We start from the raw sequence: 25,480 nt of genomic DNA, 5'->3' as shown, positions 1-25,480 counted from the left end.
CGCTTTTCTTAAAAATGAGGGCTGCCAACTATATGGCAGCCCTCATTGCTATAGGAAGAATACATCCGAATCACCGCGATTTCATGCCTATAGGACAATGCCTAATGCCCTCCCTCCCCCTCTTACATAGGATAGAAGCAAAGGAGGGAAACCTTTCATGCCTTCATACCGCATTATCGTTGATCTATCTGACCGCAGGCTGTATTTGCTCGATGGCAATATGGTTGTAAACGCCTATCCTGTTGGCATCGGCAAAATGCTGACGCAATCGCCGCTCGGCGAATTTACGATTATTAATAAACAACCTAATCCCGGCGGGCCATTCGGCGCTTTCTGGATGGGATTGTCCAAGCCGCATTACGGCATTCATGGCAACAATGATCCTTCCTCTATCGGACGCATGGTATCGCATGGCTGCATCCGCATGTACAATGACGACGTTGTCGCTCTCGCCCATTTGGTTCCGATTAATACCCGTGTGACCATTCGGGAGTAACGGCTGGCAGAGCCAGTCTCCATTGGCGCAGCTGCGGCGCAAGCTATTTGGCGATTGCAGCTGCATGAGACCGTACTGATCGCTATCGACCACGCGCGTATTGAGCAAATGCTTGCTCACTTCGTGGCGAATGCGCTTAAAGCATCCTCCCCAGGCGATACGATTCGTATAGAGGCCCAGTTGGATGCGAACAAGGAGCAGCTTATGGCGGCTCCATTGAATTCAGAAGCAATAACGGCAGTGGCACCGTTTTTTATTTCACTATTCCCCTCTGCTAATCGCATAATGGTTAACCGTTGTACCAATACATAGGATGCTCGTCTATTTGCTCAAAACAAAGCTTTTGGGCGACACTTAAGGACTCCGAGTTATCGGAATGACAGCACCAGTTTGGTGTCAGTCCTTTATTAAGACACTCCTTAATAAAATGGACACCAGCCCACGCAGCGAGCCCTTTTCGTTTATATTTTTCTACTGTCATGATGTCGATTTCAGCGTAACCGCCTCCAACATAGGGAGAGGAACAAACACTGACAATCTTATCGTCTTTTGTCACAAAATGACCGACACCATTATCGATAAATTGTTGGGCCGAATCCCAAACTATTTTATAATACGGATAAAAGTCCTCTCGATATTGGTTAGCTATTTCTAGATTTAATCCTTCATCGTTGAATTCAGCATTGAGCACAAACGGATAATCGCAATAAGTTTGAAGAAATTTTTCCTTGTTAAATTGGAAATAAGCCCTTTTAATCTTGGCCGCATTTATTAGTTTTTCTCCATCTAGCAGCAGTTCCCAATCCGTTGAAAATAAAGCTAGAGCATAAAAGCGAATAGAATGGCTGTCTCTATCGTTTAGGAACCGTATAACCCCCTCATTAAATAGAACATCGTTTGCAGCTCCCAATAAACAATAGAATCCACCAACACTCGTTATGAATGCGGCTGTAGGATTTTTCTTATTGTTTACTAACACCTTTCCTGGTTGAAGCTGCTGGATTACCGATAAAGCATAGACCGCTTTATTTCCTAACTTTTCAAGCATTGGATTAACCATATTAAACTCTGCTGCTGTTAGCTCCTGCATAGAATCCCCCTCCTTGTGAAGAGCACTTCACTGTAATGAATTATTAATAACTCGATAAGCCTTTATTTAGTGCGTAATTATAATAGGGTTAAGACAAGCCTTTGGGAGAGATATAAATGACCAAGCAAGCGATTATTTGAGCTAGAAACCTATGTAAAACCTATTCGACAGGCGGCGAGCAATATCATGCCAACCGTGGATTTAGACATTTATGAGGGCGAATTCACTGTCATTATGGGCAACTTCGGTTCCGGCAAGTCGACGCTGCTGTACTTGCTAAGCGGCCTGGATTATGTGACGTGCCCGTCGTCTCGTGCCTGAGCATTTTCTCGGCGGTGCTTGGCTCATGGGCCTCATCGAAAGTGATTAAACAAGCTACGCCGCGTATTCTCGTGACGGAGTAGACGTTAGGTTTAGATAGGTTTAGATAGGTTTAAATAAGCATAGATGCATCAAAACTGGAGGCTTGCTCGTTCGGATATGTATGCGGAGACGATATGAAGTGGCTTAATAACCGGGCTAAGTCGGCAGCGGAAATTTGACGGACACAGACGACGCTATTTTAGCCAGATTAGGGTTTTTCGCGGTACTCGCGGACTCAGGAGCCGCTAATGAGCCCCTCATACTCATTTTCACGCGATTATGGGGACAATAACGGATTTCCTGTCCGCTCACAGGCTGAGATCGCATAAAATGCTAAAATTGCGGCTCCTCAGTCCTTCAAAACGTTGGCTCTACAATGCCAAAACAACGACGTACGTTGAATTCACGGAACGCTGGGATACCTGACACCTGCTCAATATCGCCTTACAGCCCTTAAAAAAGCTGTCTAATGTACTGTTGACAATAAACCTATCGCTTTTGCTTTTTATGTACTTAAAATAAAACAAGACAAGACGCTAAACAATTGCGTCTTGTCTTGTTTTATTTTGTTCTTTTTTAAAAGCATTCTAAAAACATTAGCTTCATAAATATTAAGCCGGTTGCTCTATTAATTGCCTAGAGACTGCTCTCCGCCACCCGAGTTCCGGGTGAAGCGGTGATCCGTGGACGCCTCCTGAATGTGTCCGAACGCCCAATGACTTTCCGGAACGTCCTTCCAAGCAGCTCTCTCGCCCGTTAGCGGACCGCGCTCCAGCACGCGGTTCAGAATGACGACCGCTTCTGCACGCGTCAGCGAGTCGTTCGGACGGAACAGACCGCCTCCAGAGCCGGACATGATGCCAGCTGCGCTTACTCGCCTGATTGCTCCGGCCGCCCAATGGCTGTCAGTATCCTTGAATGACGAGGGAGCATCGCCCTCTGACATTTCACTCTTCAGCAAGCGATCGACGATCACTGCCATTTCCGCGCGGGTAATCAGCTTGTCCGGCATGAATCGACCGCCAGAGCCCTGCATGTAGCCCTGCGCCGTCGCTTGTGAGATCGCCTGCTTCGCCCATGCAGCGGACGGCAGATCGGAGTAAGCCGCATCCGCTACTCCTGTAGCAGTCTCCGGCATCGCTCTGGATAGCAGCGCCGCCATTTCCACCCGCCGAACCGCTTGATTCGGACGGAACGTACCATCGCTGTATCCTTGAATGTAAGCCGTATGAGACAGGCTATCCACATTCAACTTCACGATGGAGAAGGTGCTGAACTTAGTAATCGTAAACCGGATGCCCGGTTTGTCCGTTCCGTTATAGCCGACTTGTTCGCCCTTCACCCATTCCTTCGTACCGTCGCTGTGCTCGATGAAAACGCCCAGCTTCTCCAGCTCCGCTCTCGGCAAATCCTCGCCTACCGGAAGCTCAAGAGTCACCTCGCGACTGCTCATATTCGTCTCGATCTTCATTGGCCGACCAATCAACTGCAAGCCGTCCGCCGTCGCTAGTCGAAGAAGCGTTGGTTCGCCTTTGAGGCGCTCTTCCACCTGCTTGCGTTCGGCGGCTGCCTTGATCGGTACGATATGGAAATACACTTCCTCCTGCAAGCCTTGCAAGGAGCGGCTTGGGATGAGAATGCCACCATTGTTGGTCCAGATTTGCAAATCAACGCCTTGCGCAGCAAACTGCTTCGCAGCCTCTGCCGGCAGCTTGACATTCAAATCGGCTACCTCGTCCTTCTCATCGGGAATGACGATTCTGGCTGTAGACGAGCCGGCTTCCTTCAATTGCTTAACCGCCTGCTCCGCTTGTGCCGACGTCAGTGTCACTTCGTCTTTCTTGCGGCCGTCCGCAAGGGTCGTTCTTGCGATGGTCGTGCTGGCTACGACGCCACCCTTGCCGCTGCCATCGCTGACTTCGAGTTTAATTTGCTGTGTCGACGTCGAAGCTCCGCCGCCACCGCTGCCCGTTATCGGCGCCGTCGGTATGACAGCTTGTGATGCTGCGGACGGATCGGAGATCCCCGCAGCATTTTGGGCCACGGCCTTGAAGGTATAGGACGTGCCGTTTGTGAGCCCGGTGATAACGGCCGATAATTGGTCCCCACCAACTGTGACAGAGATGTCGCCTGGATTAGACGTCACAATAAAACGGTCTACCGGCGCCTCGTTCACATTGGCCGGCGCGCCCAAGGTAACCTGTACTTGTCCATTGCCCGGCACAACCGACAGGATAGATGGAGCCATCGGCTTCGCCACCGGACGAACCGTGCCGACCAGCGGCGCAGAATCTCCGGCAACGTTCACCGCGTAGATGCGAATCGTGTACGTTTTTCCGTTAGACAAGCTATCAAAGCTCGCGCTGTACAAACTCTCGCCGCTTTCAGGCACTTCCTTCACCGAAACGATGTCGCTGTCTAGCAGCACTTCGACGCGGTACTTCAATATCGGCTCGCCGACCGTACCGACCGGCTTCGCGAAGGAGATGAGTGCCGTCCCATTGCCTGGCGTGGCATTAAAATCCTTCGGCGCTCCAGGAGCTGGCACAGGAGCAACAGCCTCCGAAGCCGGGCTCAGACCGGATGCCCCGGCAAGGTTGACCGACTTGACTGCAAATACGTAGGATGTACCGTTAGTCAGTCCCTCTGCAGTATACGCATTGGTGCTGACCCCACCAGCAATTTCCACCCAGTCAGTGACGTTTTCTGGCCCAGCCACTCCCTCGTAAAGGTATACTTTATACGTTTCCGCCATCGGAACGGCCGGCCAGGCCAGCCCGATCTTGCCATCACCCGGAGTCGCGGTGACCGATGCCGGCGCTGCGGGGGGAACCACAACGGAAACTTTGCCGTTTGCAACAGTCTTGTTCATCTCCACGGCATGCACGTCTGTAAACGTCAGCTCCCGCACGTCAGTCGGCGACTCGATAGTCAGGGCGTGATCGCCGATCGGCGCGTCATCTTCAACTGCGAACTTGATCGTGAACAGGTTCTGAGCATCCTGAGAAGCTGGAATCGGGCTATCTCCGCCCGTCAGATCCAGCCAAGAAACAATCAACCAGCCGTCGGTATTGTTATAGTTCGACATCAAGCCTTGTTCCACAATTCCATCAAAGCTTAAAACGTCTGGATCGAACTTAATTCGAATGCCGTAGGAGGCTACCGCCTTATCAAGCGTCATCGCCTTCACCGGCACGGAGACGATGCCTGCTTCTCCTTCCATGATCGACGCCGAGCCGATTTCAATAGACACATTTCCAGATAGAGACACGGTCACCTTCCCGCTTACGAGATCGGCGGATACCGGAGCGATGTCCTCGTAAAGCTGACCCTGAACGAGCGTCAGGCCAGAGTCGCCTGCTGGCGCGCCTTCCTTGATTTTAAACCGCAGCGTGAACAGCTCGCTGGAGTCTTCGATAAAACCGGTAAGCGTCAACTTAAGCTTCAGACTTCCAGTTGTTGCATTGTCTACGAGCAAAAACGCGTTGGAGTCGATTGCTTTGACCAGCCCGCTAATAGCTGCTTCCTCTCCTGCCACCGGTTCGAGCACGTTCGGATCGTAATTAATCGCAATGTCCGACCGGTAGACATACAGATCGGAGCTATTTGAGTCGAAGAAAACCGGCACATCGATATAATCACCCGGCGCTCCTGCCACCGTGCCGACACGCACGGATGGCGTACCCGACGGGGCAGCGGATGCTATCGGGAGCGCCGGCACCAGCAGCGCCAACACCAGCAACAAAGCAAGGAAAGCGCTGAACCTGCCGCGCAATCCAGATCGGTTAGCATAAGAGTAGTTCAATGTATTCACCTCAAGGTTTCTTAGGTTGCATTGCCCATATAGATATTCATAATCAAGGTAGCATCCGCTTCGGTCACTTCGCCGTCTTCATCCATGTCGAGTGCTTCGAGCTGATCTGCCGTCAGCGTAATTTTCCCTTTTAGATATTTGGTGATGAGCAGCGCGTCCGCAGGCGTTACGGCTCCGTCCCCGTTGGCATCTCCCTTCAGCCCTATGATAAGCTCCACCTTGCCGGCCGTTTCGGAATACGTCCCGCCGGAATCCAGAGCCAGCCATTCGAAGAAGGTCGTACCTCCCCAAGCTGCATCGGGCGTGAATATCAAGCCGTTCAACGAGGCCTCAGCAATCGCTTGTTCGGCCTGAACAGGAACTCCTGCGAGGCTGAGCGTGCCGTGAGCCGGCAGCGTAACGACGCGAATTCCCTTCATCGCATGTCCGTTCGGATCGGAATAATAGTTCAGGAAATCCGAGCCGTTCAAGGCAATCGCATGGCCTTTCTTGCCTCGTTTAATGAAAGAGCCGGCGATCGGAGGATCGTTCAGCTCGGAGGTCAAGCTAAGCACCCGATTAAAGGTGCCGGTATCATCCAAATTAAGAACGACAATGCGATTTTGCGGCGCATCCGTCACATACAGCTTATTGTCGGGACCGATGGCAAGGGCATGCGGCTCGCTAATGCTGTAATCGTCGGTCAGGTTGAGCCAGGGCTGAAGTGTTGGGCGATTTGAGTAGGAAGCGCCGTTATAGGAAGTACGATAGATTTTCGTCTTGTTCATAACCACGTAAAACATCTCTCCGATGAAATCGACCGCGATTTCCCCCGTCGAGTAGCCATCCCCTGGAAACGTGTTAAAGACAGAATCCAAGTCGACGTAGTGGCCGCCAGAATCCCAGAGTTTACCGTCAAAGTGAAGCGCGAAGCCCGGCTCTCCTTGACCGGAGCTGCCGCGGCTCGAGCCGCTCAGATCCAGTCGAAGACTAGCTTTTGTATTAACCATGCCATATGTCGCAGGAAAATAACTGATTGTTCCGTAGCTTTCATAATAGAAATTGGCATCTGTGTACACTTGCTGGTTGTTCGGGTTAATTTTCTGTCTAACGATAAGACTTTTGATGTTCATAAGCTTCGGATAGTTTTGGACGACGGGGACCATCATCTGGGTGATTAAATCGATGGGATTGTCCATCGCCTGCCCGTTATGCTTCACTAGCGAAAGCAGTCCTCCGTCCCGGTTAAACGCATGCAGGCCCGCGGTCAAGCCCGATTCGGCAACGTAAATATTGCCGCCTTGGTCGACAGCGACTGCCGTCGGATTATTAACGGGAACAATCAAATTCGCCAGCCCGTCCTGATCCGCCCGAATGACCCGGTTATTACCCGTGTCGGCGATGTACATCTCCGTTATGCCGTTGTAAGTGTAGAATTTGATATCTTGCGGTGAGTTGAGGTACAGGGGACCAACCGCGGCATTCGCCTCTTGGGACGGTAGCGCTAATGCGGCCAATAATACAAAGACGATTACCGCAGCAACGCATCTGGTCAATTCCTTCACCCTTTTTGTTCCTTTCGATAGCATCTGAAACTGTCCTCCTCCTTGATTCATCAGTTATGATGGGATTTGTCGAACATTGTAACAGCAAGCACTTAACAAACACTTAAACTCTGATGTTTAGGTTGCATTGCCCATGGACGCTAGGCCTTTTCGTTTATATTATTCTACTGTGATGATGTCGATTTCAGCATATCTTCGACTTAGAGAACTGTAAGGATGTATTAATAACTTGATAAGCCTTTTTAAATATTGCTTATTTAGAATGGGGTTAAGACAAACTTTTGGGAGAAATACGCATAACCAAGCAAGCGATTATTCGAGCTAGAAACCTATGCAAAACCTATTCGACAGGCGGCGTGCTTGTGGTCTCTTGCCTTAGCATTTTTCGGGGGGGGTGCTTGGCTCATGGGCATCGTCGAAAGTAATCGAATAAGCAATGCCACGTATTCTTGTGACGGAGTAGACGTTTGGGGATAGGCAGGTTTAGACATGTTTAGACAGGCTTAGATAGGTTTAGATAGACATCTATAGCCACATATAAATGCCGATAGACTTAGATAGGCTTAGATAAACGCAGAAAGGTTTAGATGCATCAAAGCTGTAGGCTTACTCATTCGGATATGTATGCGGAGAGGATATGAAGCGGCTTAATAACCGGGCATGGTCGGCAGCGGAAATTTGGCGGACACAGACGACGCTATATTAACCAGATTAAGGTTTTCGGCGGTACTCGCGGACTCAGGAGCAACTAATGGGCGCCTCATACTCATTTTGACGCGATTATCGGAACAATAACGGATTTCCTGTCCGCTCACACGCTGAAATCGCATAAAATGCTAAAATAGCTGCTCCTCAGTCCTTCAAAAATATAAGGTGCCCTTCCCGCGCTGTCCAAAATTAAATCCCCTTGCTCATCTTCTTCCTTTTGATTTGTAAACAAGGGGTTGTCGTTGTCCTAGTTGTTGTAGCTACTGAGGGCAGCCCCCTTGCTCAAAAGAGGTGATTTTCAGCTTGTCATCAATGAAGTCCAGCACCTGCTGCAAATCCGCTATTTGCTGCTGAATTTGCTGCTTATGGTTCAGCATTAATTGCACAAGCTCGGGGTAATCCGACGGTTTGTTGATGAAGGACACACCTATAAACGGTCTTATCTCGTCAAGCGACATGCCCGTTTTCTTCAGGCAGACCAGCATCTTCATCGTTTCAATATCCTTCATCCGGTAAAAACGATGGGTGTTGTTTTTACGCTCCGCCTGCGGCAAAACGCCGATTTTCTCATAATAACGGATCGTATCCTCTGATAATCCTCCTAATCCAGCTGCCTCTTTAATCGTGTATGTTTCCTTTATTCCCTTTGCATCCTGCGTTTTCGGCATTGTGCGTACCTCCCGCTCTTTACTTATAGAGCAATCGTAACAAGATTTCACAGGCATTGCTACTTCCGATTAACAAAGAGATAACTTCCCGATTGTGTATAAATTCCTATTATAAATGCGAGGTTTTGGCTAACTAAAGGCTATCTCTTACATTAAGCTATATTTCAACCGATTAAATAAACATGGATATTTTTAAACACGGTTTATAGCAGCAATATTTTAATAAAAGTGAAGGGCTGGGGAAAATGTCTATCATTCGGCGTACGTTTATTTGTCTTTTGCTGGTTTCGACTATGACTGGAGGAATGACGGCTTATGCTGAATCGTATGAGCCAACAGGTCATTGGGCAGATACGTTATTTCAATGGGCGAGCCAAGAAAATATAATAGGAGGCTATTCAGACGGAAGTTTTCAGCCGGACAGGCTTATAAGCGAGGCAGAGTTTTTAGTCGTTTTGTATCGAGCATTTGATGTCCAGTTAGACAAAAGAGACACCGATGGAAAAATAAATAATCGGATAAGCACAGTATATCAGCTTGCGAAAAGCTGGAACCATCCCATACAAGGTTACACCAAACCAGCCCTGAGGTCAGTGCCTATAACTCAAGGTCAAACAGCAGCCATTATAGCAGCGGCCAGAGGAGTTCACTACGAAGGCAACGATAATATTATTTATTTACTCGGAAATGGCATGGGAAGCAGCCCCGATGCTACATTATCGACCTTTAAATCCGATGCTAATTTAACACGCGCAGAAGCCATCCAATGGATTAGACAGTTGACCGTTGCAGGTATGCTTGACATTAAAAAACGGCCAAAAGCACTTTCTGATATCGGCAAGCTGCCGAATCTTGCAACTGCTCCCAAACCATTACCTTTATTCAGTACACAACCTGTTACAAGAGAAGACTTTGATATAATTGGAAATAATCCAGCTATGGGAGTAAAGCTTTGGGAAAGTAAACAGGCCATTGACTCCCGCTTCGGTGAATCATATCAAGCCGGTATGATTAAACGCAACCAATATTCCACTTTCACGGTTCATTATAATAAAGCAGGCCAAGTGGACTCATGGGATATAGCTAGCGATGAAGACCATTTAGAAGCGAGCAAGCTCTTCTCAACTTATAAAGGCATTGTATTGGAGAAAAGCACGATAACGGATGTTCTACAGCAATACGGAACAGCCGGCTATTTAAAAACGGGTAGCGCCTATTATTTTTATGAAGAAGCGGAAGATGGCAGTTATAGGCAGTTGGACCCCTTATTCAATCTCACACAAATTAAAAACGAAAAGAAGACCTACAGCATCTCCTTCAGCTTCAATGAAGAAACTTCAAAAGTCGATTTTATAATGGTTAATTGGCTGCCGTATATAATGGGGCACGACTACAATTAACCATTATGTTTGCAGCATAAAAATCCCCTCTGGTTTATCCCCCTTCCCCACGATTTGTATGGGAAACGGGTTAACCAGAGGGGATTCCTGCTTCTGCTTGTAATTGTAAAGTGTTAGTAAGCCAGCCAGCCCGCATCTGCGGTTACAACCGTGCCGTTGACGAAGCTTGCATCATCGGAGGCCAGGAACAGAGCAACCTTCGCAATTTCCTCCGGCTCGCCCGTACGCGGGTTGAGGCCCATGCCTGCCATCGCACGCGAAGCTCCGAAAGCGTTAGGCTCAGTCATCGACGCCGCAATGTTCGTTTTCACACCGCCAGGTGCAATCGCATTGCAGCGAATGCCGAGGTCGGCATATTGGAAACCAATATTTTTCGTGAGGCCCACGACTGCATGCTTGGAAGCTGTGTAAGCTGCGCCCGCTCTAGAGCCTTGCAAACCTCCAGCAGAAGCGACGTTGACGATAACCCCGCTCTTTTTCTCGGTAAAAAGAGGAAGCACTTTCCGGATCGTACGCATCGGTCCCGTTGTATTAATAGCGAATACCCGCTCCCATAGCTCATCCGTTAAGTCCCCTGCTGGAACAAAGTTGTCCATAATTCCCGCATTATTAACTAAAATATCCACTGTGCCGTAAGTCGCTACAGTCGTATCGATTAATTGCTGAACATCCTCTTCCTTCGCTACATTGGCAGCGATTGCAATCGCCTGTCCGCCGCTTGCTTCAATAGCGGAAACAACCGTTTGAGCAGCATCTGCGCGAAGATCGGAAACGACGACTTTAGCCCCCTCTGCTGCGAACAGCTCGGCTATCGCTTTCCCCATGCCTGAAGCTGCGCCAGTTACGACAGCTACTTTTCCTGTTAGTCTCACGGTTCATTCCTCCATTTGAAATCAAGGATACAATAAACACATGCTCATTACAGAACATCTGTTACTTCGAGTATAATAAAACGTAAGGTTTAGAGACAATCAGCAAAAAAACCACATTTGCCCGGTAACAGACACAATGCGGTTTTTTGTATATAAACATGTCAAGAAGGTGGAGCATAATGTCTGAAAACAATCCAAAAACCGACCGCCGAACTTTGCGCAGCAGACGTGCCATGCGGGAAGCGCTGCTCACTCTAATGGCGAATAAGCCATTCCAAGCGATCTCCATTACGGAGATTGTAGAATGCGCTGGCTACAACCGGGGAACCTTTTATGCCAATTATGATAGCAAAGAAGCGCTGCTGGATGAGATTACGAATGAGCTGCTCGATAAGCTGCTGCAATCGTTTCGGGCACCCTACGAGCATGTCGAGGTCTTTAACGTTAGCGAGCTTCCTGCCCATGCCGTCACGATTTTCAGACATATTTACGAGCATTCGGGCGTCTACACGATTCTAATGAAAAATGATGTGCTGCCCAATATGAAGGAAAAAATGCTTCATGTCCTTAAGCAAATTTCGATGGCGGAGCTTTTGAATCCTACGGATGATATTGATCCGGAGCTGCTAGCCACCTATAGCATGAGTTCTGTGCTTGGCCTCGTATGGCACTGGATTGAAACCGGCTTTAAGCATCCGCCTGAATATATGCAGGAACAGCTCGTTAAGATCGTTAATATGAATCCCCATGATGCAAATATGGCGCGTCCAGGAAAGCAGCCCTAATAGCTGTCTTAATAATACGCTCGCCCATTCCAAATATTCGACCTAACTGCAGGAGCATTTGCACTACCGCATGCCCCTTGCACCTGTCATGTCGTTCTCCGAACCCAGACATCCTTATAATTGATGTTGCCCCAGGCATTCAAGGCAATGCCCTGCAAAGACTGGTGATGCCCAACCAGCTGCCGGCTATGATGCAGAAACAACAGGCTGAACTGCTGCTTGAGCCGCTCTTGAATACGCATTAAAATGTCCAATCGGGCCTCCTGCTGCTGCTCCCGCAAACATAATGAAATATGCTCATCGACAAAAGCGCGGTCTTCAAGGCAAAGACCGCTAGCCACGAAGCTCGTATCCGATTTATACAGCTCGATTAGCGTCATATCCGGCTGCTCCCCCAGCACCTCTCCGCCTAAAATAATATCGGCTTCCTTCCGATGCTCAGCGCATGCCACCAGCTCCTCAATTGGGAACACCCCAATTTCGATTCGAATACCCAGCTTCTCGCATGCCTTTCGGGTCCATTCCGCACTTTGCTCATTGCTGGGCATCTCATACGTGTACAGTTTGAGCGTTTCGCCTGCGTAACCCGATTCGCTTACCAGCTGCACCGCATAGGAGAAATCATAGCTGGAGCCATCGTCAGCAGCTATCCCCTCTTCCAAGAAGCCCGTTGACGCCTGCTCGCGAATGCCGCCCAGATCGGTAATCATCTGCTGGCGGTTCAAGCCGTAATGAATCGCTTGGCGCAGCTTCAGCGACTGCAGCACTCCTTGTCTAGCTAGATTAAAGGCCAAATAGGTGCTGCCCTGCTCCAGCTGCTCCACTTGCTCCAACTGCTCCTTCTTCCCATCCGCCTGCTGCTTTAGCTGTGCTTCAAAATAGGCCAGCTGCGACTGCTGATCTGGAACAGACCACCCTTCGCTCGACTCATAGTTTGGCCATACCCACATTTCAATGCGATCCAGATGGGGGCAGCCTTCGAAATACAGCTCATTCGCCTCCACAATGAGCATCGATTCATCATTTCGGAGCATGCGGAAGGGCCCTGTCCCGATCGGCATTTTGGCAAAACCGTCCGCCCCTCCCAGCTCGCCCGTATGCTCCGGCACAATGCTGAAGCGCTCCGTGCACAAGCTGTGCATAAACAAAGCATTCGGCTCCTTCAGCGTGATGGCAAGGCTGTACGTTCCGGTTATTGTGATGGCTTCAATCATTGAGGTCAGCCACTCCGAAGGAGAGCTTGCCATCAGCCGCTGAAAGGTAAAAGCAACATCACGCGCGGTCAGCCGCTTTCCATGATGGAAACGCACGCCCTTGCGCAGAAAAAAAGACCACTGCGTGTGCTCCTCGTTGCTTTCCCAATAGTGGGCCAGCTGCGGTTGAAACGTCCCCCGCGAAAACTTGACCAGCGTATTAAAAATCTGTTCAACCCAATGCGACTCCGTACGCCGGAACACATAGGCAGGGTCCAGCCTTAAGACAGGACGATAGAACGGGAAGCGCAGCACATCCTTCTCCTCCGTATCCTGCTGCAAGCCAAACTGCCGGGTCAGCCATGCCATGAACTCGGCTTTTATCGCTTGATCCTCAAAGGGCTCCATGAGCTTCCATGCCTCATTGATTTTCTCCTTTTCAACCAGCTCCTGCGCTTTGGCGAACGCCAGCTCTCTATAGGATTTCAGAAATGCCAGCTGCGATAAATTTCCCCGTCCGCGCCCTGGCGTCCATTCCACAAGCCCAAGCTCCGTCATTTTGTGTAGAAGCATTTGAGTGTTGCGGCGTGTGCAGGCAAGCAGCTCGCTCAGCTCCTCCATCGATACAGCAAATCGCTGCCGCTTCGGCATGTCTATATAATGCTTTCTTAACTGGCCGTAATAGTCGTGTACGTCCATTTAGACTCCTTTTCCAATAGGCAAACGCTAAAAGGCGAAAAACAAAATCCTCACCTTTCGCTTTTCCTTCGTCTTTTTCGAAAGTATACTTTGATCCATAAATACGGTCAAGAGGAGCAGCCCCGCATGTTCATAAAAACGAATCGTCTTTCCCTATCACGGCAGCAGTCACACATGACAATATGGGGCCATCGGAACTTTCTTATTCTTTTCTTTACTAGCGGCATCATAGCCTTCGGCAATAAAATCTATGAACTGGCGCTGCCGCTCATCTTATATGATTTGACGCAGTCGGCTGTCGCCATGTCGACGATGAAGGGCATCGAGTTTTTGCCGAATTTATTGCTGGCCGTGTTCATTGGCGTATTAGTAGATCGGGTGCATAAAAAGAACTGGTCGCTCGCTTCGATTTTGCTGCAAATGCTCGTTCTGCTCGGCCTGTACGCCACACTTGCCTATGGCGCCCCTTCGCTGTATGTCCTCTACATAGGCGGATTTCTGCTGATGACCTTCGGTTATGCCTTCTCCAATGCGCGGGTAGCGATCGTCAAGCAGGCGATTCCTACCGAGCTGCTCACCTCGGCCAACGTATCGCTCAATTTCGTTACGACGCTGATCGGCATTATTGGGCCCGTATTGACAGGGCTTATGCTCATGCTGCCGCGGCTTCATGACGGCTTGTTCGTGACGGCGGTGGCGTTCGGCTTTGCATTCATTTTGCTATTATTTCTGCAATCGAATGAGCAGCCGCGGGCGCAGCGGCAATCAAGCTTTTGGAAGGAGCTGCTGGAGGGCTGGCGCGAGCTGCGCCGCAACCGCTTATTGTGGCTGATTTCGTTAACGGTCATTTTCCTCAATTGCGCCTCCGGCATGGTCGATACAACGGTTATTTTTTATGCCAAGGACGCATTGCTGCTGAGCAATTTCGAGCTGGGGCTCGTATGGTCGGCAGCTGGGATTGGCGGCCTGCTAGGCAGCTTCATCATCAGCTGGCTGCGCCGCAGACTTAAGGTGGGAACGTTAATTACGTTAACGACACTTTGTCTAGCCCTCACTTATTTCATGATGTATCTTTCCCATTCTGCTGCTATGCTAGGCGTGTCGCTATTTCTGAATGGCTGGTTCGAAACGATCAGCGTCGTCTGCATTTGGACGTTCCGCCAGGAAACGACGCCGCAGCATTTGATCGGGAGAATTAGCGGCATTACCGGCTCGCTGTTCAAGCTTGGCATGCCCTTCGCCGTCGCGGCGGCTGGCTGGATTTCCGCGTTCACCGCGCCATCCATCGTCTTTCTTGTGGCAATGCTCATCAACTTGATTTTGTTCGTCTGCTGCCGCTTTAGCCCGCTATGGGAAAAGCAGCGAAGCTTGATTTAAAATCTGATTATACTTGTGAGAAGCAAGTGTTTATAATAAAATTAAATATAATTAGATATAAATAAATATATTTAGCCACAATAGGAAATGGGGAAATCATATGATACAAAAAGCAACGTTTGCCGGAGGCTGTTTCTGGTGCATGGTCAGTCCGTTTGAAGAGCAGCCCGGCATTCACGGCATTTTGTCCGGTTATATGGGCGGAGAGCTGGAGAACCCTACGTATGAGCAAGTATTGACAGGAGAGACCGGGCATTTGGAGGTTGTACAAATAACGTATGACGATGACATTTTCCCATATGAAAAACTGCTGGAGCTTTATTGGCCGCAAATTGATCCAACCGATGCAGTCGGACAAGGCAATGACCAGAAAAGCCAATACCGGGCGGCAATCCTCTATCATACGGAGGAGCAGCGCGAGCTTGCCTTGCAGTCCAGAGAAGCTCTCGCGGGCAGCGGCCGCTTTGACAAGCCTGTCGTAACAGCGATCGAAGAAGCTTCCGTCTTCTATCCGGCGGAGGAATACCATCAAAATTATCATCGCAAAAACCCGGAATTTTATAAGGAATCGCGTATTTATTCCGGCCGCGAAGCGATTATCGAGAAGTATTGGAAATAAAACGAATCCATCTAATAAAGGCAGCCCGCAATTAGGGCTGCCTTTGCTTTTGCTTCTGCTTTTGAACGGGAACTTCTCCTTGTCACAAGGCGTACGCCTTGGACAGCTGCTCTATTTTTTCAATAATCGCGCCTTCGTAATCCCCTTCCACTGCGATGCTTGCCGTCGCATATGGTCCCAGCTCCGCATGATCGCCGATTCTTACCGAATAAAGCGCCGCCTGAAACATGCTGATGTCATTGGCATCGTTGCCAAAGGCGATGAACTGTTTCGCTTGCAGTCCCGCTTTTTGCAGGGCGCTCCATTTATGGATGTTTTGCGGGCTCAGATCAAGCACATTTTCCCGGCTATACTGGTGGACCACTAGTTCAAGTGCGGCTAATTCTGCAAACAAGCGCTCCATATTCACCGAAGACAGGATGAGGATTTTTACGATTGTGTTAAGCGACTCGACGGGCACCTTTTTAGCCAGCTTTAAAGGATCTACGTTGTTCAAAATAGGATGGTCGCTTGCTCCTGTATAAGCATAATCCCACTCGCTATCGATTAAGTATGTACCCTGATATGCTGTAATTAATTCCAATATTTTACTTATTTGTTCAGCGGTAAATGCTTCTCCAGGCAGCCGCTTTCCCGCTTGAGAAATTAGCGAGCCATTGCCGCCAATGAATAAAAGTTGATGAAATCTCTGGTCCACCACGGGAAGCATGTCCCTTATGGGGCGGGCTGAAGCAAACACAACCTCATGTCCTGCCTCGATTAAACCCTCCAACGCGCAAAGCAAACGTTCCGATATCGGTTTTCCTTTAAAACAAATGGTTCCATCCAAATCAAATACAAATTGCATCCTTGGCCTCCACTTTAGCTGCATTTCAACTAAATTTTATTAAATAATAATTCCTACGTAAAAAATAATATTTTAATTGACTATCGCCAACTATTTTGCAAGCGATTTCATTCCCGATTCATTAAAAATGAAAAATTTTCAAAATAAAATGAAAATAATAGTAATAAGTTTGCAAGCTGCAACCGATATTAGAAGTACACACATTTTATCAAAAGGAGAATAGTAATGCCATTAAAGAACTCGCGTTTTATTCGTAATTTGCTCATTCTTGGTTCGATTCGTCAGACAGCAGGCAGAATTGTATTGTCCACCCTGCTTATTATCGTCGTTTGTGTCTCTGTGCTCTCCTACACCTTCTACGTTCCAACCTCCAGAGAAGTCCAAACCCAAGCCGAAAAACAAATGGAGCTCTACTCAAGCCTTCTAGCTAAAGAAATTGATGCCAATTTAGTTGAAAAGCAAGCGATTATGCAGGTCATTGCCGAGCAGGGCTCCAATGTGGAAGCCGAACGGCAGCAGCAGCTTGATTTTCTCGTCCAAGCCCATAATCAGCATCCCGAATTTGAATCGATTTTTTTCTCGCTTGATTTAATCGGCGCCAACGCCGTTAATATTAAAAATACGGACGTCGATCTATCCGATCGGCCTTACATCAAGCTTGCCAAAGAAGGAAAACCGTTCATTTCTGAGCCGGTTATTTCCAAAACGATGGGCACGATGGTTGTTATTGTCGGCGCTCCACTAATCAAAGACGGCAAAGCTTATGGCTTTTACGGAGCGTCCTACTCAATTAGCCAAGCGGTGGAAAGCGTCAGCAAAGCCCAATTCGGCGAGACTGGAAAAGCTTATATGACGTTAGCTGACGGAACATTCCTTTCGTATACGGATGAATCGTTTGTGTTAAATAAAAAACTATCCGATCTCGGTATCGCTGCACTTGATCAAGCGCTCGCTAATGCGACCCAAGGCCTTACCGACCCGATTCATTATAAGGAAAATGGCGTTAATAAAATTGGTTTTATGAGTGTGACCGGCCTGGGCTGGGTCATTACGATGTTCGCGGACGAAAGTGAAATTTTAAAGCCTGTCGATACTTTATTAAGCTTGATTATGTTGGTCGGTTCAGGCATTATCATTCTTGCCCTGATTATGACGGTTCTTATTGCTCTGCGGATTGTGTATCCGATTCGCCAGTTGACACATGGCATTGATGTTTTGGCCCAAGGCGATTTAACGTATCGCATTCCGGTGAAAGGCAAAACCGATATTAGCAAGGCGCTGCATTCCTTTAATACCGCTGGCGATCAAATGCAGCTGTTGATGAAGGACGTTAATGGCTTATCCGAGCAGTTGACGGATTCTGCGAAGCAGCTTGCTGAAGGGGCGGATCAAGGCGCACGTGCGGCGCAAAGCATTTCCGAAGCGATTCTCGTCGTAGCCGAAAGCTCGGAGCGCCAAACGTCCAGTCTGCAGGATGGAAGCCAAGCAGCCGACAGCATCGCTGTGCAAATTGATGGTATCGCTTCTTATAGTACAAATGCGGCTGACATCGCTTCTGAAGCCTCCAACCTCTCTGATGACGGAGCAGCTTCCATGGATCAGCTTAATGGAAAAATGGTCGCGATGGAGCAGGGCATCGGCGAGCTTGCCCAAACGATTCATGCGCTCAGCGGCTTGTCCGGCAAAATCGGCGATGTCGTAAGCAGCATCAGCCAAATCGCCCGCCAAACGAATATTTTGTCGTTGAATGCAGCCATTGAGGCTTCACGCTCGGGAGAAGCAGGACGCGGCTTTGCCGTTGTAGCGGATGAAATTCGCAAGCTTGCCGGCCAGTCAATGGAATCAGCTGAGCAAATTGCTGGCTTTATCGGAAGTATCCGCCTCGAAATTGATCGGACGCTGCAAGCCTCTGAACAGACCGTCACCCAAGCGGCTGAAGGCAGACATACGGGTGAAGAAGCCCGTGAGCTGTTCGCCCGCATTCGCTCTTCCATTCAGGAGGTAGCCGCGAGCATTCAAGGCGTATCAACAGCATCCGGCGAGATGGTGTCCGGTACAACTACGTTGGTGGAATCCATTCGCCTCATCTCCGACTCGGCCAGTGAAACGGCGGCCGAATCCCAAAATGTTTCCGCTGCGGCAGAGGAGCAAATGGCTTCAATGGAGGAAGTAGCGTCGTCTTCCGCAGAGCTTGCTAATATGGCAGAGAAGCTGCGTATTCAAATTAATAAATTCAAGCTGTAGCCTTGAGTTGCACGAACCGTCCCGGTGCATCGTCAATAACAGCAAAAGCCTCATGCTTTTGCTGCTGACGATTCATCGGGATTTTTCGGTTTCCAATCCATTCAAGAAGCTTTCCAGCAGCACTAATGCCTGCTCCCTCTCGGCAGAAGCGTTCAACAGCCTGTCCGCCATCTGAATATAAGGTGCATCAACCAGCTCATGCCCGCAATTTTCGGCAATCAGCTTAATATTGTTTTCCATCATTTCGAGGTGGAATTGAAAGCCGAACACGGCCTCCCCATATACGAATGCTTGATTCAGACAGGCAGCGCTTGAGGCAAGCCGCCTTGCCCCTTCCGGCAAATCGTACGTTTCACCGTGCCAATGAAAGACAGTCGGCGCTTCCGGAAAAGCTTTAAATAAATCGTCCTGCGGATATGCACCATGACTATGCAGCCATTTAAGCGGGAACCAGCCAATTTCCTTCTGTTCATTCACATATACCTTCGCCCCCAGCGCCTCTGCAATGAACTGCGAGCCCAGGCAAATGCCAATGACCGGTTTCCCGCTAGGAATAGCCTCTGCGATGTACCGCTTCTCCGCCTGCATCCATGGATATTCCGCTTCATCATGAACGCTCATCGGGCCGCCCAATAGGACGAGCCAATCCCAGCTTTCATGAGCAGGCAGCTCATCTCCAGCAAACAACCGGGTAATCTCAAGCTCATGCCCGTGTTTATCGGCCCAATAAGCGATACCGCCCGGATTTTCAAAAGCGACGTGCTGGAAACATCGAATACGCATGTTATGCCACCTCTTCTTCCTTTTTTCATCCTCAATATATAAGCTAGTTTAAGGTAAAGCCATGCTTTCATCAAATACAAAAAAACCTCTTCCGATGGAGGAGGTTGCACGGTATATTTTTTATAAGCCTGCTGCTGCTTTGATTTGGGCCCGCTGCTCCATAATCAATTTTTTCAGGCTGTCTGTTCCGAAGGCCCCAGCTGTAAAAGCGTTCCCCTCTGGATAATACACGAGCCGGAAAGAGCTGCCATCCAGCAAGTATATCCTTAGAAAAATACCGGATTCATGCTTCGTTTTTTCATAAACCTGTTTGAATCCCACATGCTGCAGAGGAAGCAGCTCCTGAATGAACTGTGCAGACGCTTCTGCACTAAAGTCGCCGATCGGACTGCCATCCTCGGCACTTTCCAAGCCTACTTTATCGACTTTGCCCTCGATATCAAGCAATTGTCCCAGCGTAGCCGCCTTTGGATTATCCATCACTTCATAAACCTTGTTGAATGCTGCAACACGGAACTCCGACTTGTAGCCCTTTATCGCATAAATCTCTGTGCCAATAGGCAAAAAGGCGGCATTCCCATCCTTCTCCACATAATCGGTGCAAGCATGATCGTTCAGCATATAAGTTACCTCGCCTACTTTTTCGCCAAGCTGGTCGTCAGATACCTTCCCGCTTCCCTCATAGTTGTATTGGTATTTGATGCCATTAATCATCAGAAAATCGACCCACTCGATAATCGCATTACAAGTTTCAGCCGGTTCCTCGGTTTCTGGACCCGCAGCCTTAACCTGCATGTCGGTTGCCTCGGGCGCTTCACGTTCCAGCGCACTGCTCCCTCCGCCACAGCCGGCAGCTGTCAGCATAAGGAGCAGCACGATTAAAGCCTGGCCCGTCCGTTTTATACCATTCATCGCCAATCACCTCCCTTTCATAGACGCTCCCGCGAATCACAATGTTTCAGAAAACCGGGAATGGCCGCGTCATCCTTTTCTCCATAAAAAAAGGGCTGCCCCAGCCATTAATTATGGCTTTGGGACAACCCTAGCAGCATCGCGTGCTTAGCTTAGCTGCCGACCTTATTTCATTAATTGATCAAATCCTGCCGAAGCGGCGTAAAGGTGTCGAGCAGCTTGCTTGCTTTCAAGGCGCGGCAGCCATGCTCGGCATTGCTAGGGATAAAGATCGTCTCGCCTGCGGAAATGACCGTCTTCTCCCCGTTTATCGAGAACTCCAGCTGCCCTTCCAGGCAGTAGGAAAACTGCTCATGCACATGGCTGTGCAAATAACCTTCCGCTCCTTCCTCAAAATGCACCTCCATCATCATAATCGTCTCGCCCGGTGTGAAAATTTTCCGTTTTACGCCCGGCTCGGCATTTTCCCAATTGTTCAATCTGCTCATCATTCGTCATTCCTCTCAACTATTATCGGATTAGATTACATATACTTGCGGTTACACATATTGCGACATATTGCTGCTGCGGACGAAGCTCAGCTCATAATCATCCGCTGCGGTCAGCTTGAGAGCTGAACAATCGAAGGCCGGAGCAAGCCGGTAGCATTCCGCTTTAAACTGATCCCAGCTGCCGAACTCCTGCTCCGAGCCCAGCTTGCAGAAATACGCATTTTTGCGGCTGTATGCCCGGTATTCGCAATGGAACAGGCGGTCGTGATGGGGAACCATCGGCTCGCTGCACCAGATCGCGGCGTAGCCGCTGCCTTTTTGCCCAAACAGCCAATGCCCGTCCTGGACGAAATCATCAAACTTCGCCTCCGGGAAAAAGAGATGCGTAAACGCGACCGGATGCTCCTCCCCGATTTCATAAATCGCGCCCAGCGCGCTGCCCTGCTGCTTGACCGCTGGCATGATGCCATTGCCATACCAATAGCCCGGCCGCATGCCGCCATCGTCAGCCAGCTCTCCCGGATGGTTCGTATACAGCACCGTATCGTTGTCCAGCGCCGCATACCACATATGCTGCTGATACCCGTACACGCCCGGCTCGAAACGCGATGTGCCGTGAAAACGCTCATTAAACGATTTAACATAATGGCCCGATTCAATGTCAACGGACTCGTCAAAGCTAATATTTTGCCAGAAGGACGGGTTGGCATCATATCTCGGAGATTGAACCGAGGTCAGCATATAATCAGGCTGCTTGTTGAGCTTCACCCATGCGTTCCCAGTCTGGTACTCCAGCTCCAAAGATTCATCCATCAGGCTTGTGAAATGCTGCGGCATCACGTATTTGCTGTTCATCAGAAAAACGATCCATTCGCTGTTGCCCATAGGCGTATCCGGATTCAGCAGATGAATTAAAGACTGGGCCGACTGGGTAAACGGCAAAATGACAGAGCGGTAAATGCGCGCTTGCGGCGCGACAATTGAACCGCGGAACGTATGATATGCGAAGGATTTCAGCATCTCGTCAATTAACCGGCTTGCGCGAGCGGACTCCTCTTCCTCCATATAGTCGACGACATTTAGCAGCGCACCCAGCGTCACGCACATATAATCCGCGCTGAGAAACTCCTCAAAGCCATATTCCTCGACATCATCCAGCCACTCGCGGATTTTGCCGAGCGCCACCTTGCTTGCCTGAACGCCCGTGCGGCCCGATCTTGCGAATAGCTGGTCCGGGTACTCGCGGCCCGCCATATAAGCGCAAATATAGAACATCAGGGCGTGATTTTCGCTCCAGAAGCACATGCCGTCTGAGCCGTCCTCCGTCATCCAGAAGCGGTAATCTAAAATCGCCTGCTTGGTTCGTTCCGTTAAATGGGCCGGAAGCTCTTGCTGCTGCATGAAGCGAAGCAAGCCCGCGAGGATAAAGTCCGAGCAATCCTCGCGCCGCTCAATTTGTCCAAGCGCATGCAAAATATGCTGTTCATCATTAACACCGGGTTGTCCCAAGTTCCAGCGCGCCAGCACGTAAAATAAACCAAAGCGCAGCGGTTGAAACGCCTTCTCCGTGCCTATGGCGGCAATCTCCTCGAACATGGCGCCTTTAACCTCGGCTGCTGCCGCTCCTTTGCGATAAACCGGCTTTTTGTTTTGCAGCAGCTCGATTTTGCGAACCAGCTTTCTTTGTCCGATTTCACCATAGACGATTGCCATTGGCGCACCCTCGTCAAGCTTCACGCTGCGCTTGCCGCTAATGTCCTCGGCGATCAGGCTGTCAGTTACTTCTTCCCCGTATGCCAGGTAGATGCTGCAAGGCGCTTCCGCCGTAAAGCAAAGCTCATTGCCCTTCAGCGTAATGCCCGACAGAAAGCGGTCAAGCGCAAGAAATGACTCGGCCTGCTCCGCATCCGGCAGCGTAACCTTAATTTGGTCTAAATGCTCCAATAATTGAATGCCGAAAATATTCCTTGTATCGCGCACCGCCAAATTTTGCATGCGGATAACCATCGTGTTGCTGCCTTTGCGCAAAGGCAGCTGCATTTCCTGCTTATTAATCGGCTTATACACCGGCACGTCAACGGAGCTTACCATCTCTCCATTAAGCCATACTTCAATCGCCGTGTAAGTCCATAGATTTGCCAAGACGACAAGGTCTTCTTCCGCCACAAGCACGGTAGCGGCGAGCAGCTCTACTTTTTGGGGCGTAAACGAAAACTGGCTGAAATTAACGAAGCCGCTGCACGGGTAAAGATACTCCCAAGGCAGCCCCAGCTCGCTCTCAGCGCCGATTTGGATGGCTTCTGATCCCGCTGGCGCTGGAAGATCCCTGTCCGCGACAATCGAGCGCAAATATTGCTCGTAACGTATTTGGTTTTTATCGGTTTTGTCCGATATAAAATCGCTCAAGCGCAGTCCTGAAGTTAGATAATGAGTAATAAATCCGTTTTGCTTATCCACATGCTTCACTCCAATCGATTCATTCAGGCATTGCGAACACGGTAAGGCGCCCGTCACGGTTTAAGCCCAGAACAGGGCGGCCCTGCTCGTCCATTGCGACGCTCCATTCAGAGATCGCCAGCTGCTGCGTGCCAAGTGATGGCTTCATCACGGTAATAAACCATGCACCTTCATTTTCCGTTGTCAGCAAACCTTGAAGCACCTTCAGCGGCTGCATCTTCATTTGGTGCACGGATTCCCAGCTATCCTCCACGTCAAGCTCCAGCTCCGGCGGTCCAAATACGAGCAGCTCGCAGGCGAGCGGCGAAGCGGCTGCCGCTTCTACTCCGTTGAACAAGCCGCTGCCTTTCGCATAGTAGCAGGCAGGCTCATCATTGGAGACCGTAACATTTGCCGCAGCAGCGCTGCCTGCTGCCCGTTTGTGCGTCTCCCATTCCAGCAGCCTAGTATGCAGCCGGTGCTGATACGTATGCTCGCCTGTACCCGTCAGGCGGTCATAGATGACCCATTCTCCGCTGTCCAGAAACCATACGGCGCGCCTGTGCGTAACGCCGCGGGAAGCATATCCGTCATGCTCCGCGCAAATCATTTGCTGATCCGGTTCCCAAGCAATCAAGGAAACGGCAGCCTCTGGCACGCCCCATCTTTGGGTGCGCAAATAAGGCGTCTGATCCTGCCCGTCCACAAGAACGGTATTATGGGCAGATGTGCTTTTGAAATAACGGCGCCATGGATTTTCCATATACGTGTATGTGCCCGGATCGACGAACAGCGCTTCGCCATAGGCGCACCATTCGAAGGACAATGCATCGGCATGGCCATGAGGGCCTCCAAGCGCTGCCGCATCGAAGATGAGCTGCTGCTCCGTATCGCCAAGCCCATAATAGCCTGCCGCCGGGAATGCAAACGGCAGCCGCTCCCCCGCAAAGGAGCTTGACGCTTCTGCTTCGCCTGCCGTTGAAGCCGCCTGCGATACTGCCGCTTCTGGCGCCTTAGCTGTCGCTTCCGGCACCTTAGCTGCCGCTTCCGGCACCTTAGCTGCCGCTGCCAGCAGGCGGTCGATAGCCTCAGGGCCGACCGTCCAAAACTGCTCATACAGCTGATCTTCCAGCAGCAGTTCTGGACGATCATAATACAGCGCCGCCGCATTCAAATCGGGCGGCTGGTTCGCGAAGGAATCGGCAAACGGCGCCATGCTGCCGTCCTGCCTGATCATCAAGCTTGCGAATCGCGTCATGCCGGCTACAATGCGCTCGTATTCGCCTGAGAACGCAAGCCCGCGCTTTTTCGCCATAACGGCACAATCGACGAACAACTCCAGCGATACCATATGGTAGTGCGGCGTAAGCTCCGAATGGACGCCATCTGGCAGCACCTGCACGCATATGCATTCCTCCAGCCGCTTCATCGCGGTGCTGCGCCATTCCGCGCTTTCCTCCCACGTCACAAAGGTCAGCCCCGCGCCCAGCAGCCCAATCATATGCATAATCGAATGATTGATTTCAATGCTCGCTTTGTAGGTGGAGAGAAACCAAGCATGCTCTTTTACCGATTGGAGAAACCGTTCCTTCGCTTCAGCATTCCAGCTTTCCGATTGATCGAAAAAATGATAGGCATATATCCATTGGCGCAGCCTAAGTCCAGTTTCCAACAGCCGCCACGGGCCGGGCCTTTGAAAATAGGTCAGCTCCTCTGCCGGCAAATTCCGCGGGCATGGCTGCGTATCGATCCAGCCTAAAATATGCTCCAGCGCTTTAGCCGCATATTTCTCGTCTCCGGTGCACGCAAAGGCGGTGCCTAAGGAGCGAAGATGCTTAAAGCGATTAATGCCCCAAGTAAATTCCTTGTCTCCAGTCGGGTTGTAAAGCCAATTGACAGGCTGGCCCAGATCGATTTCAAAACCTTTCCAAATTATAGGCTTATTCTCGCACCAGCGGTCTGCCTGCGCAATGGCAGCGGCCGCCTGCTTGGGAAAATGCTGCTGGAAGCTTGCTCCCCACTCGCTTCTCTGCTTCGGCCTAAAATACAAATGATCCATTTAAGCACTCGCTCCTCTCCTGCTTCTCCCTATCTATAAAAGCAGAGGCTGCCCGCAGGCAGCCTCTCTTTTCCTTCAGC

General features: G+C 50.0%; 19 protein-coding genes and 1 pseudogene. 8 read left to right on the top strand and 12 right to left on the bottom strand.

Going from position 1 to position 25,480, the window contains the following annotated elements:
* The first annotated feature begins 157 nt into the window (after window positions 1-157).
* Together BBD42_RS12690 and BBD42_RS31535 are read left to right on the top strand one after the other, a co-directional pair.
* Window positions 158-496 (top strand): L,D-transpeptidase, encoded by a 339-nt coding sequence (locus BBD42_RS12690; RefSeq protein ID WP_099518420.1) that lies wholly within the window; start codon window positions 158-160, stop codon window positions 494-496.
* 54 nt (window positions 497-550) lie between these two features.
* Complete coding sequence (locus BBD42_RS31535; protein WP_150131543.1) at window positions 551-808, top strand: ATP-binding protein; 258 nt, start codon at window positions 551-553, stop codon at window positions 806-808.
* On the opposite strand, the gene BBD42_RS12685 is transcribed toward BBD42_RS31535, so the two are convergent.
* Window positions 786-1,586 (bottom strand): GNAT family N-acetyltransferase, encoded by an 801-nt coding sequence (locus BBD42_RS12685; protein WP_099518419.1) that lies wholly within the window; start codon window positions 1,584-1,586, stop codon window positions 786-788. The two genes, BBD42_RS31535 and BBD42_RS12685, sit on opposite strands and share 23 nt — an antisense overlap.
* Before the next feature lie 140 nt (window positions 1,587-1,726).
* On the opposite strand from BBD42_RS12685, the pseudogene BBD42_RS32735 reads away from it, so the two are divergent.
* Window positions 1,727-1,886: pseudogene (locus BBD42_RS32735) on the top strand (ATP-binding cassette domain-containing protein); the annotation flags it as partial.
* A 691-nt stretch (window positions 1,887-2,577) separates the two neighbouring features.
* Here the strand turns inward: BBD42_RS32735 and BBD42_RS12675 are convergent.
* The 3 genes from BBD42_RS12675 to BBD42_RS12665 all read right to left on the bottom strand — a co-directional run bounded on the left by BBD42_RS12675 (window position 2,578) and on the right by BBD42_RS12665 (window position 8,683).
* Window positions 2,578-5,754 (bottom strand): S-layer homology domain-containing protein, encoded by a 3,177-nt coding sequence (locus BBD42_RS12675; protein ID WP_172455474.1) that lies wholly within the window; start codon window positions 5,752-5,754, stop codon window positions 2,578-2,580.
* 20 nt (window positions 5,755-5,774) lie between these two features.
* A complete protein-coding gene (locus tag BBD42_RS12670; protein ID WP_099518417.1) occupies window positions 5,775-7,331 on the bottom strand; it encodes a dockerin type I domain-containing protein in 1,557 nt (518 codons plus the stop codon).
* 944 nt (window positions 7,332-8,275) lie between these two features.
* Window positions 8,276-8,683, bottom strand: a complete 408-nt coding sequence (locus BBD42_RS12665; RefSeq protein ID WP_099518416.1) for a MerR family transcriptional regulator — start codon at window positions 8,681-8,683, stop codon at window positions 8,276-8,278.
* Window positions 8,684-8,928: 245 nt separating this feature from the next.
* Between BBD42_RS12665 and BBD42_RS12660 the strand changes: the two genes are divergently transcribed.
* Entirely contained in the window at window positions 8,929-10,083 is a 1,155-nt protein-coding gene (locus BBD42_RS12660; protein ID WP_099518415.1) for an S-layer homology domain-containing protein, read from the top strand.
* Between the two features lie 113 nt (window positions 10,084-10,196).
* On the opposite strand, the gene BBD42_RS12655 is transcribed toward BBD42_RS12660, so the two are convergent.
* Window positions 10,197-10,955, bottom strand: coding sequence for an SDR family oxidoreductase (locus tag BBD42_RS12655; RefSeq protein ID WP_099518414.1), 759 nt, complete (start codon window positions 10,953-10,955; stop codon window positions 10,197-10,199).
* 179 nt (window positions 10,956-11,134) lie between these two features.
* On the opposite strand from BBD42_RS12655, the gene BBD42_RS12650 reads away from it, so the two are divergent.
* A complete protein-coding gene (locus tag BBD42_RS12650; protein WP_099518413.1) occupies window positions 11,135-11,740 on the top strand; it encodes a TetR/AcrR family transcriptional regulator in 606 nt (201 codons plus the stop codon).
* A gap of 86 nt (window positions 11,741-11,826) precedes the next feature.
* Here the strand turns inward: BBD42_RS12650 and BBD42_RS12645 are convergent, their stop codons facing one another.
* Complete coding sequence (locus BBD42_RS12645; protein WP_099518412.1) at window positions 11,827-13,632, bottom strand: ABC transporter substrate-binding protein; 1,806 nt, start codon at window positions 13,630-13,632, stop codon at window positions 11,827-11,829.
* Between the two features lie 174 nt (window positions 13,633-13,806).
* Here BBD42_RS12645 and BBD42_RS12640 point away from each other — a divergent pair, with 174 nt between their 5' ends.
* Together BBD42_RS12640 and msrA are read left to right on the top strand one after the other, a co-directional pair.
* Entirely contained in the window at window positions 13,807-15,009 is a 1,203-nt protein-coding gene (locus BBD42_RS12640) for an MFS transporter (protein ID WP_237163461.1), read from the top strand.
* Between the two features lie 103 nt (window positions 15,010-15,112).
* Window positions 15,113-15,628: a peptide-methionine (S)-S-oxide reductase MsrA gene (msrA, locus tag BBD42_RS12635; RefSeq protein ID WP_056033535.1), complete on the top strand. Its 516-nt coding sequence runs from the start codon at window positions 15,113-15,115 to the stop codon at window positions 15,626-15,628.
* 82 nt (window positions 15,629-15,710) lie between these two features.
* Here the strand turns inward: msrA and BBD42_RS12630 are convergent, their stop codons facing one another.
* A complete protein-coding gene (locus BBD42_RS12630; protein WP_099518410.1) occupies window positions 15,711-16,475 on the bottom strand; it encodes an HAD-IIB family hydrolase in 765 nt (254 codons plus the stop codon).
* 225 nt (window positions 16,476-16,700) lie between these two features.
* Here BBD42_RS12630 and BBD42_RS12625 point away from each other — a divergent pair, with 225 nt between their 5' ends.
* Window positions 16,701-18,719: a methyl-accepting chemotaxis protein gene (locus BBD42_RS12625; RefSeq protein WP_099518409.1), complete on the top strand. Its 2,019-nt coding sequence runs from the start codon at window positions 16,701-16,703 to the stop codon at window positions 18,717-18,719.
* Window positions 18,720-18,791: 72 nt separating this feature from the next.
* On the opposite strand, the gene BBD42_RS12620 is transcribed toward BBD42_RS12625, so the two are convergent.
* From BBD42_RS12620 to BBD42_RS12600, 5 genes are all read right to left on the bottom strand, one after another.
* Window positions 18,792-19,502 carry a type 1 glutamine amidotransferase gene (locus BBD42_RS12620; RefSeq protein WP_099518408.1) on the bottom strand — a complete coding sequence of 237 codons (711 nt, stop codon included), beginning with the start codon at window positions 19,500-19,502 and terminating at the stop codon, window positions 18,792-18,794.
* 120 nt (window positions 19,503-19,622) lie between these two features.
* A complete protein-coding gene (locus BBD42_RS12615; RefSeq protein WP_099518407.1) occupies window positions 19,623-20,414 on the bottom strand; it encodes a hypothetical protein in 792 nt (263 codons plus the stop codon).
* A gap of 173 nt (window positions 20,415-20,587) precedes the next feature.
* Window positions 20,588-20,902 carry a cupin domain-containing protein gene (locus BBD42_RS12610; RefSeq protein ID WP_056033534.1) on the bottom strand — a complete coding sequence of 105 codons (315 nt, stop codon included), beginning with the start codon at window positions 20,900-20,902 and terminating at the stop codon, window positions 20,588-20,590.
* A gap of 51 nt (window positions 20,903-20,953) precedes the next feature.
* A complete protein-coding gene (locus BBD42_RS12605) occupies window positions 20,954-23,362 on the bottom strand; it encodes a hypothetical protein (RefSeq protein WP_099518406.1) in 2,409 nt (802 codons plus the stop codon).
* A gap of 19 nt (window positions 23,363-23,381) precedes the next feature.
* Window positions 23,382-25,400: an alginate lyase family protein gene (locus BBD42_RS12600; protein WP_099518405.1), complete on the bottom strand. Its 2,019-nt coding sequence runs from the start codon at window positions 25,398-25,400 to the stop codon at window positions 23,382-23,384.
* Between the last annotated feature and the right edge of the window lie 80 nt (window positions 25,401-25,480).

This window comes from Paenibacillus sp. BIHB 4019 (assembly GCF_002741035.1).
Classification (GTDB): Bacteria; Bacillota; Bacilli; order Paenibacillales; family Paenibacillaceae; genus Pristimantibacillus.
The sequence above is the reverse complement of the archived record's forward strand: the minus strand, read 5'-3'. Positions and strand labels throughout refer to the sequence as shown.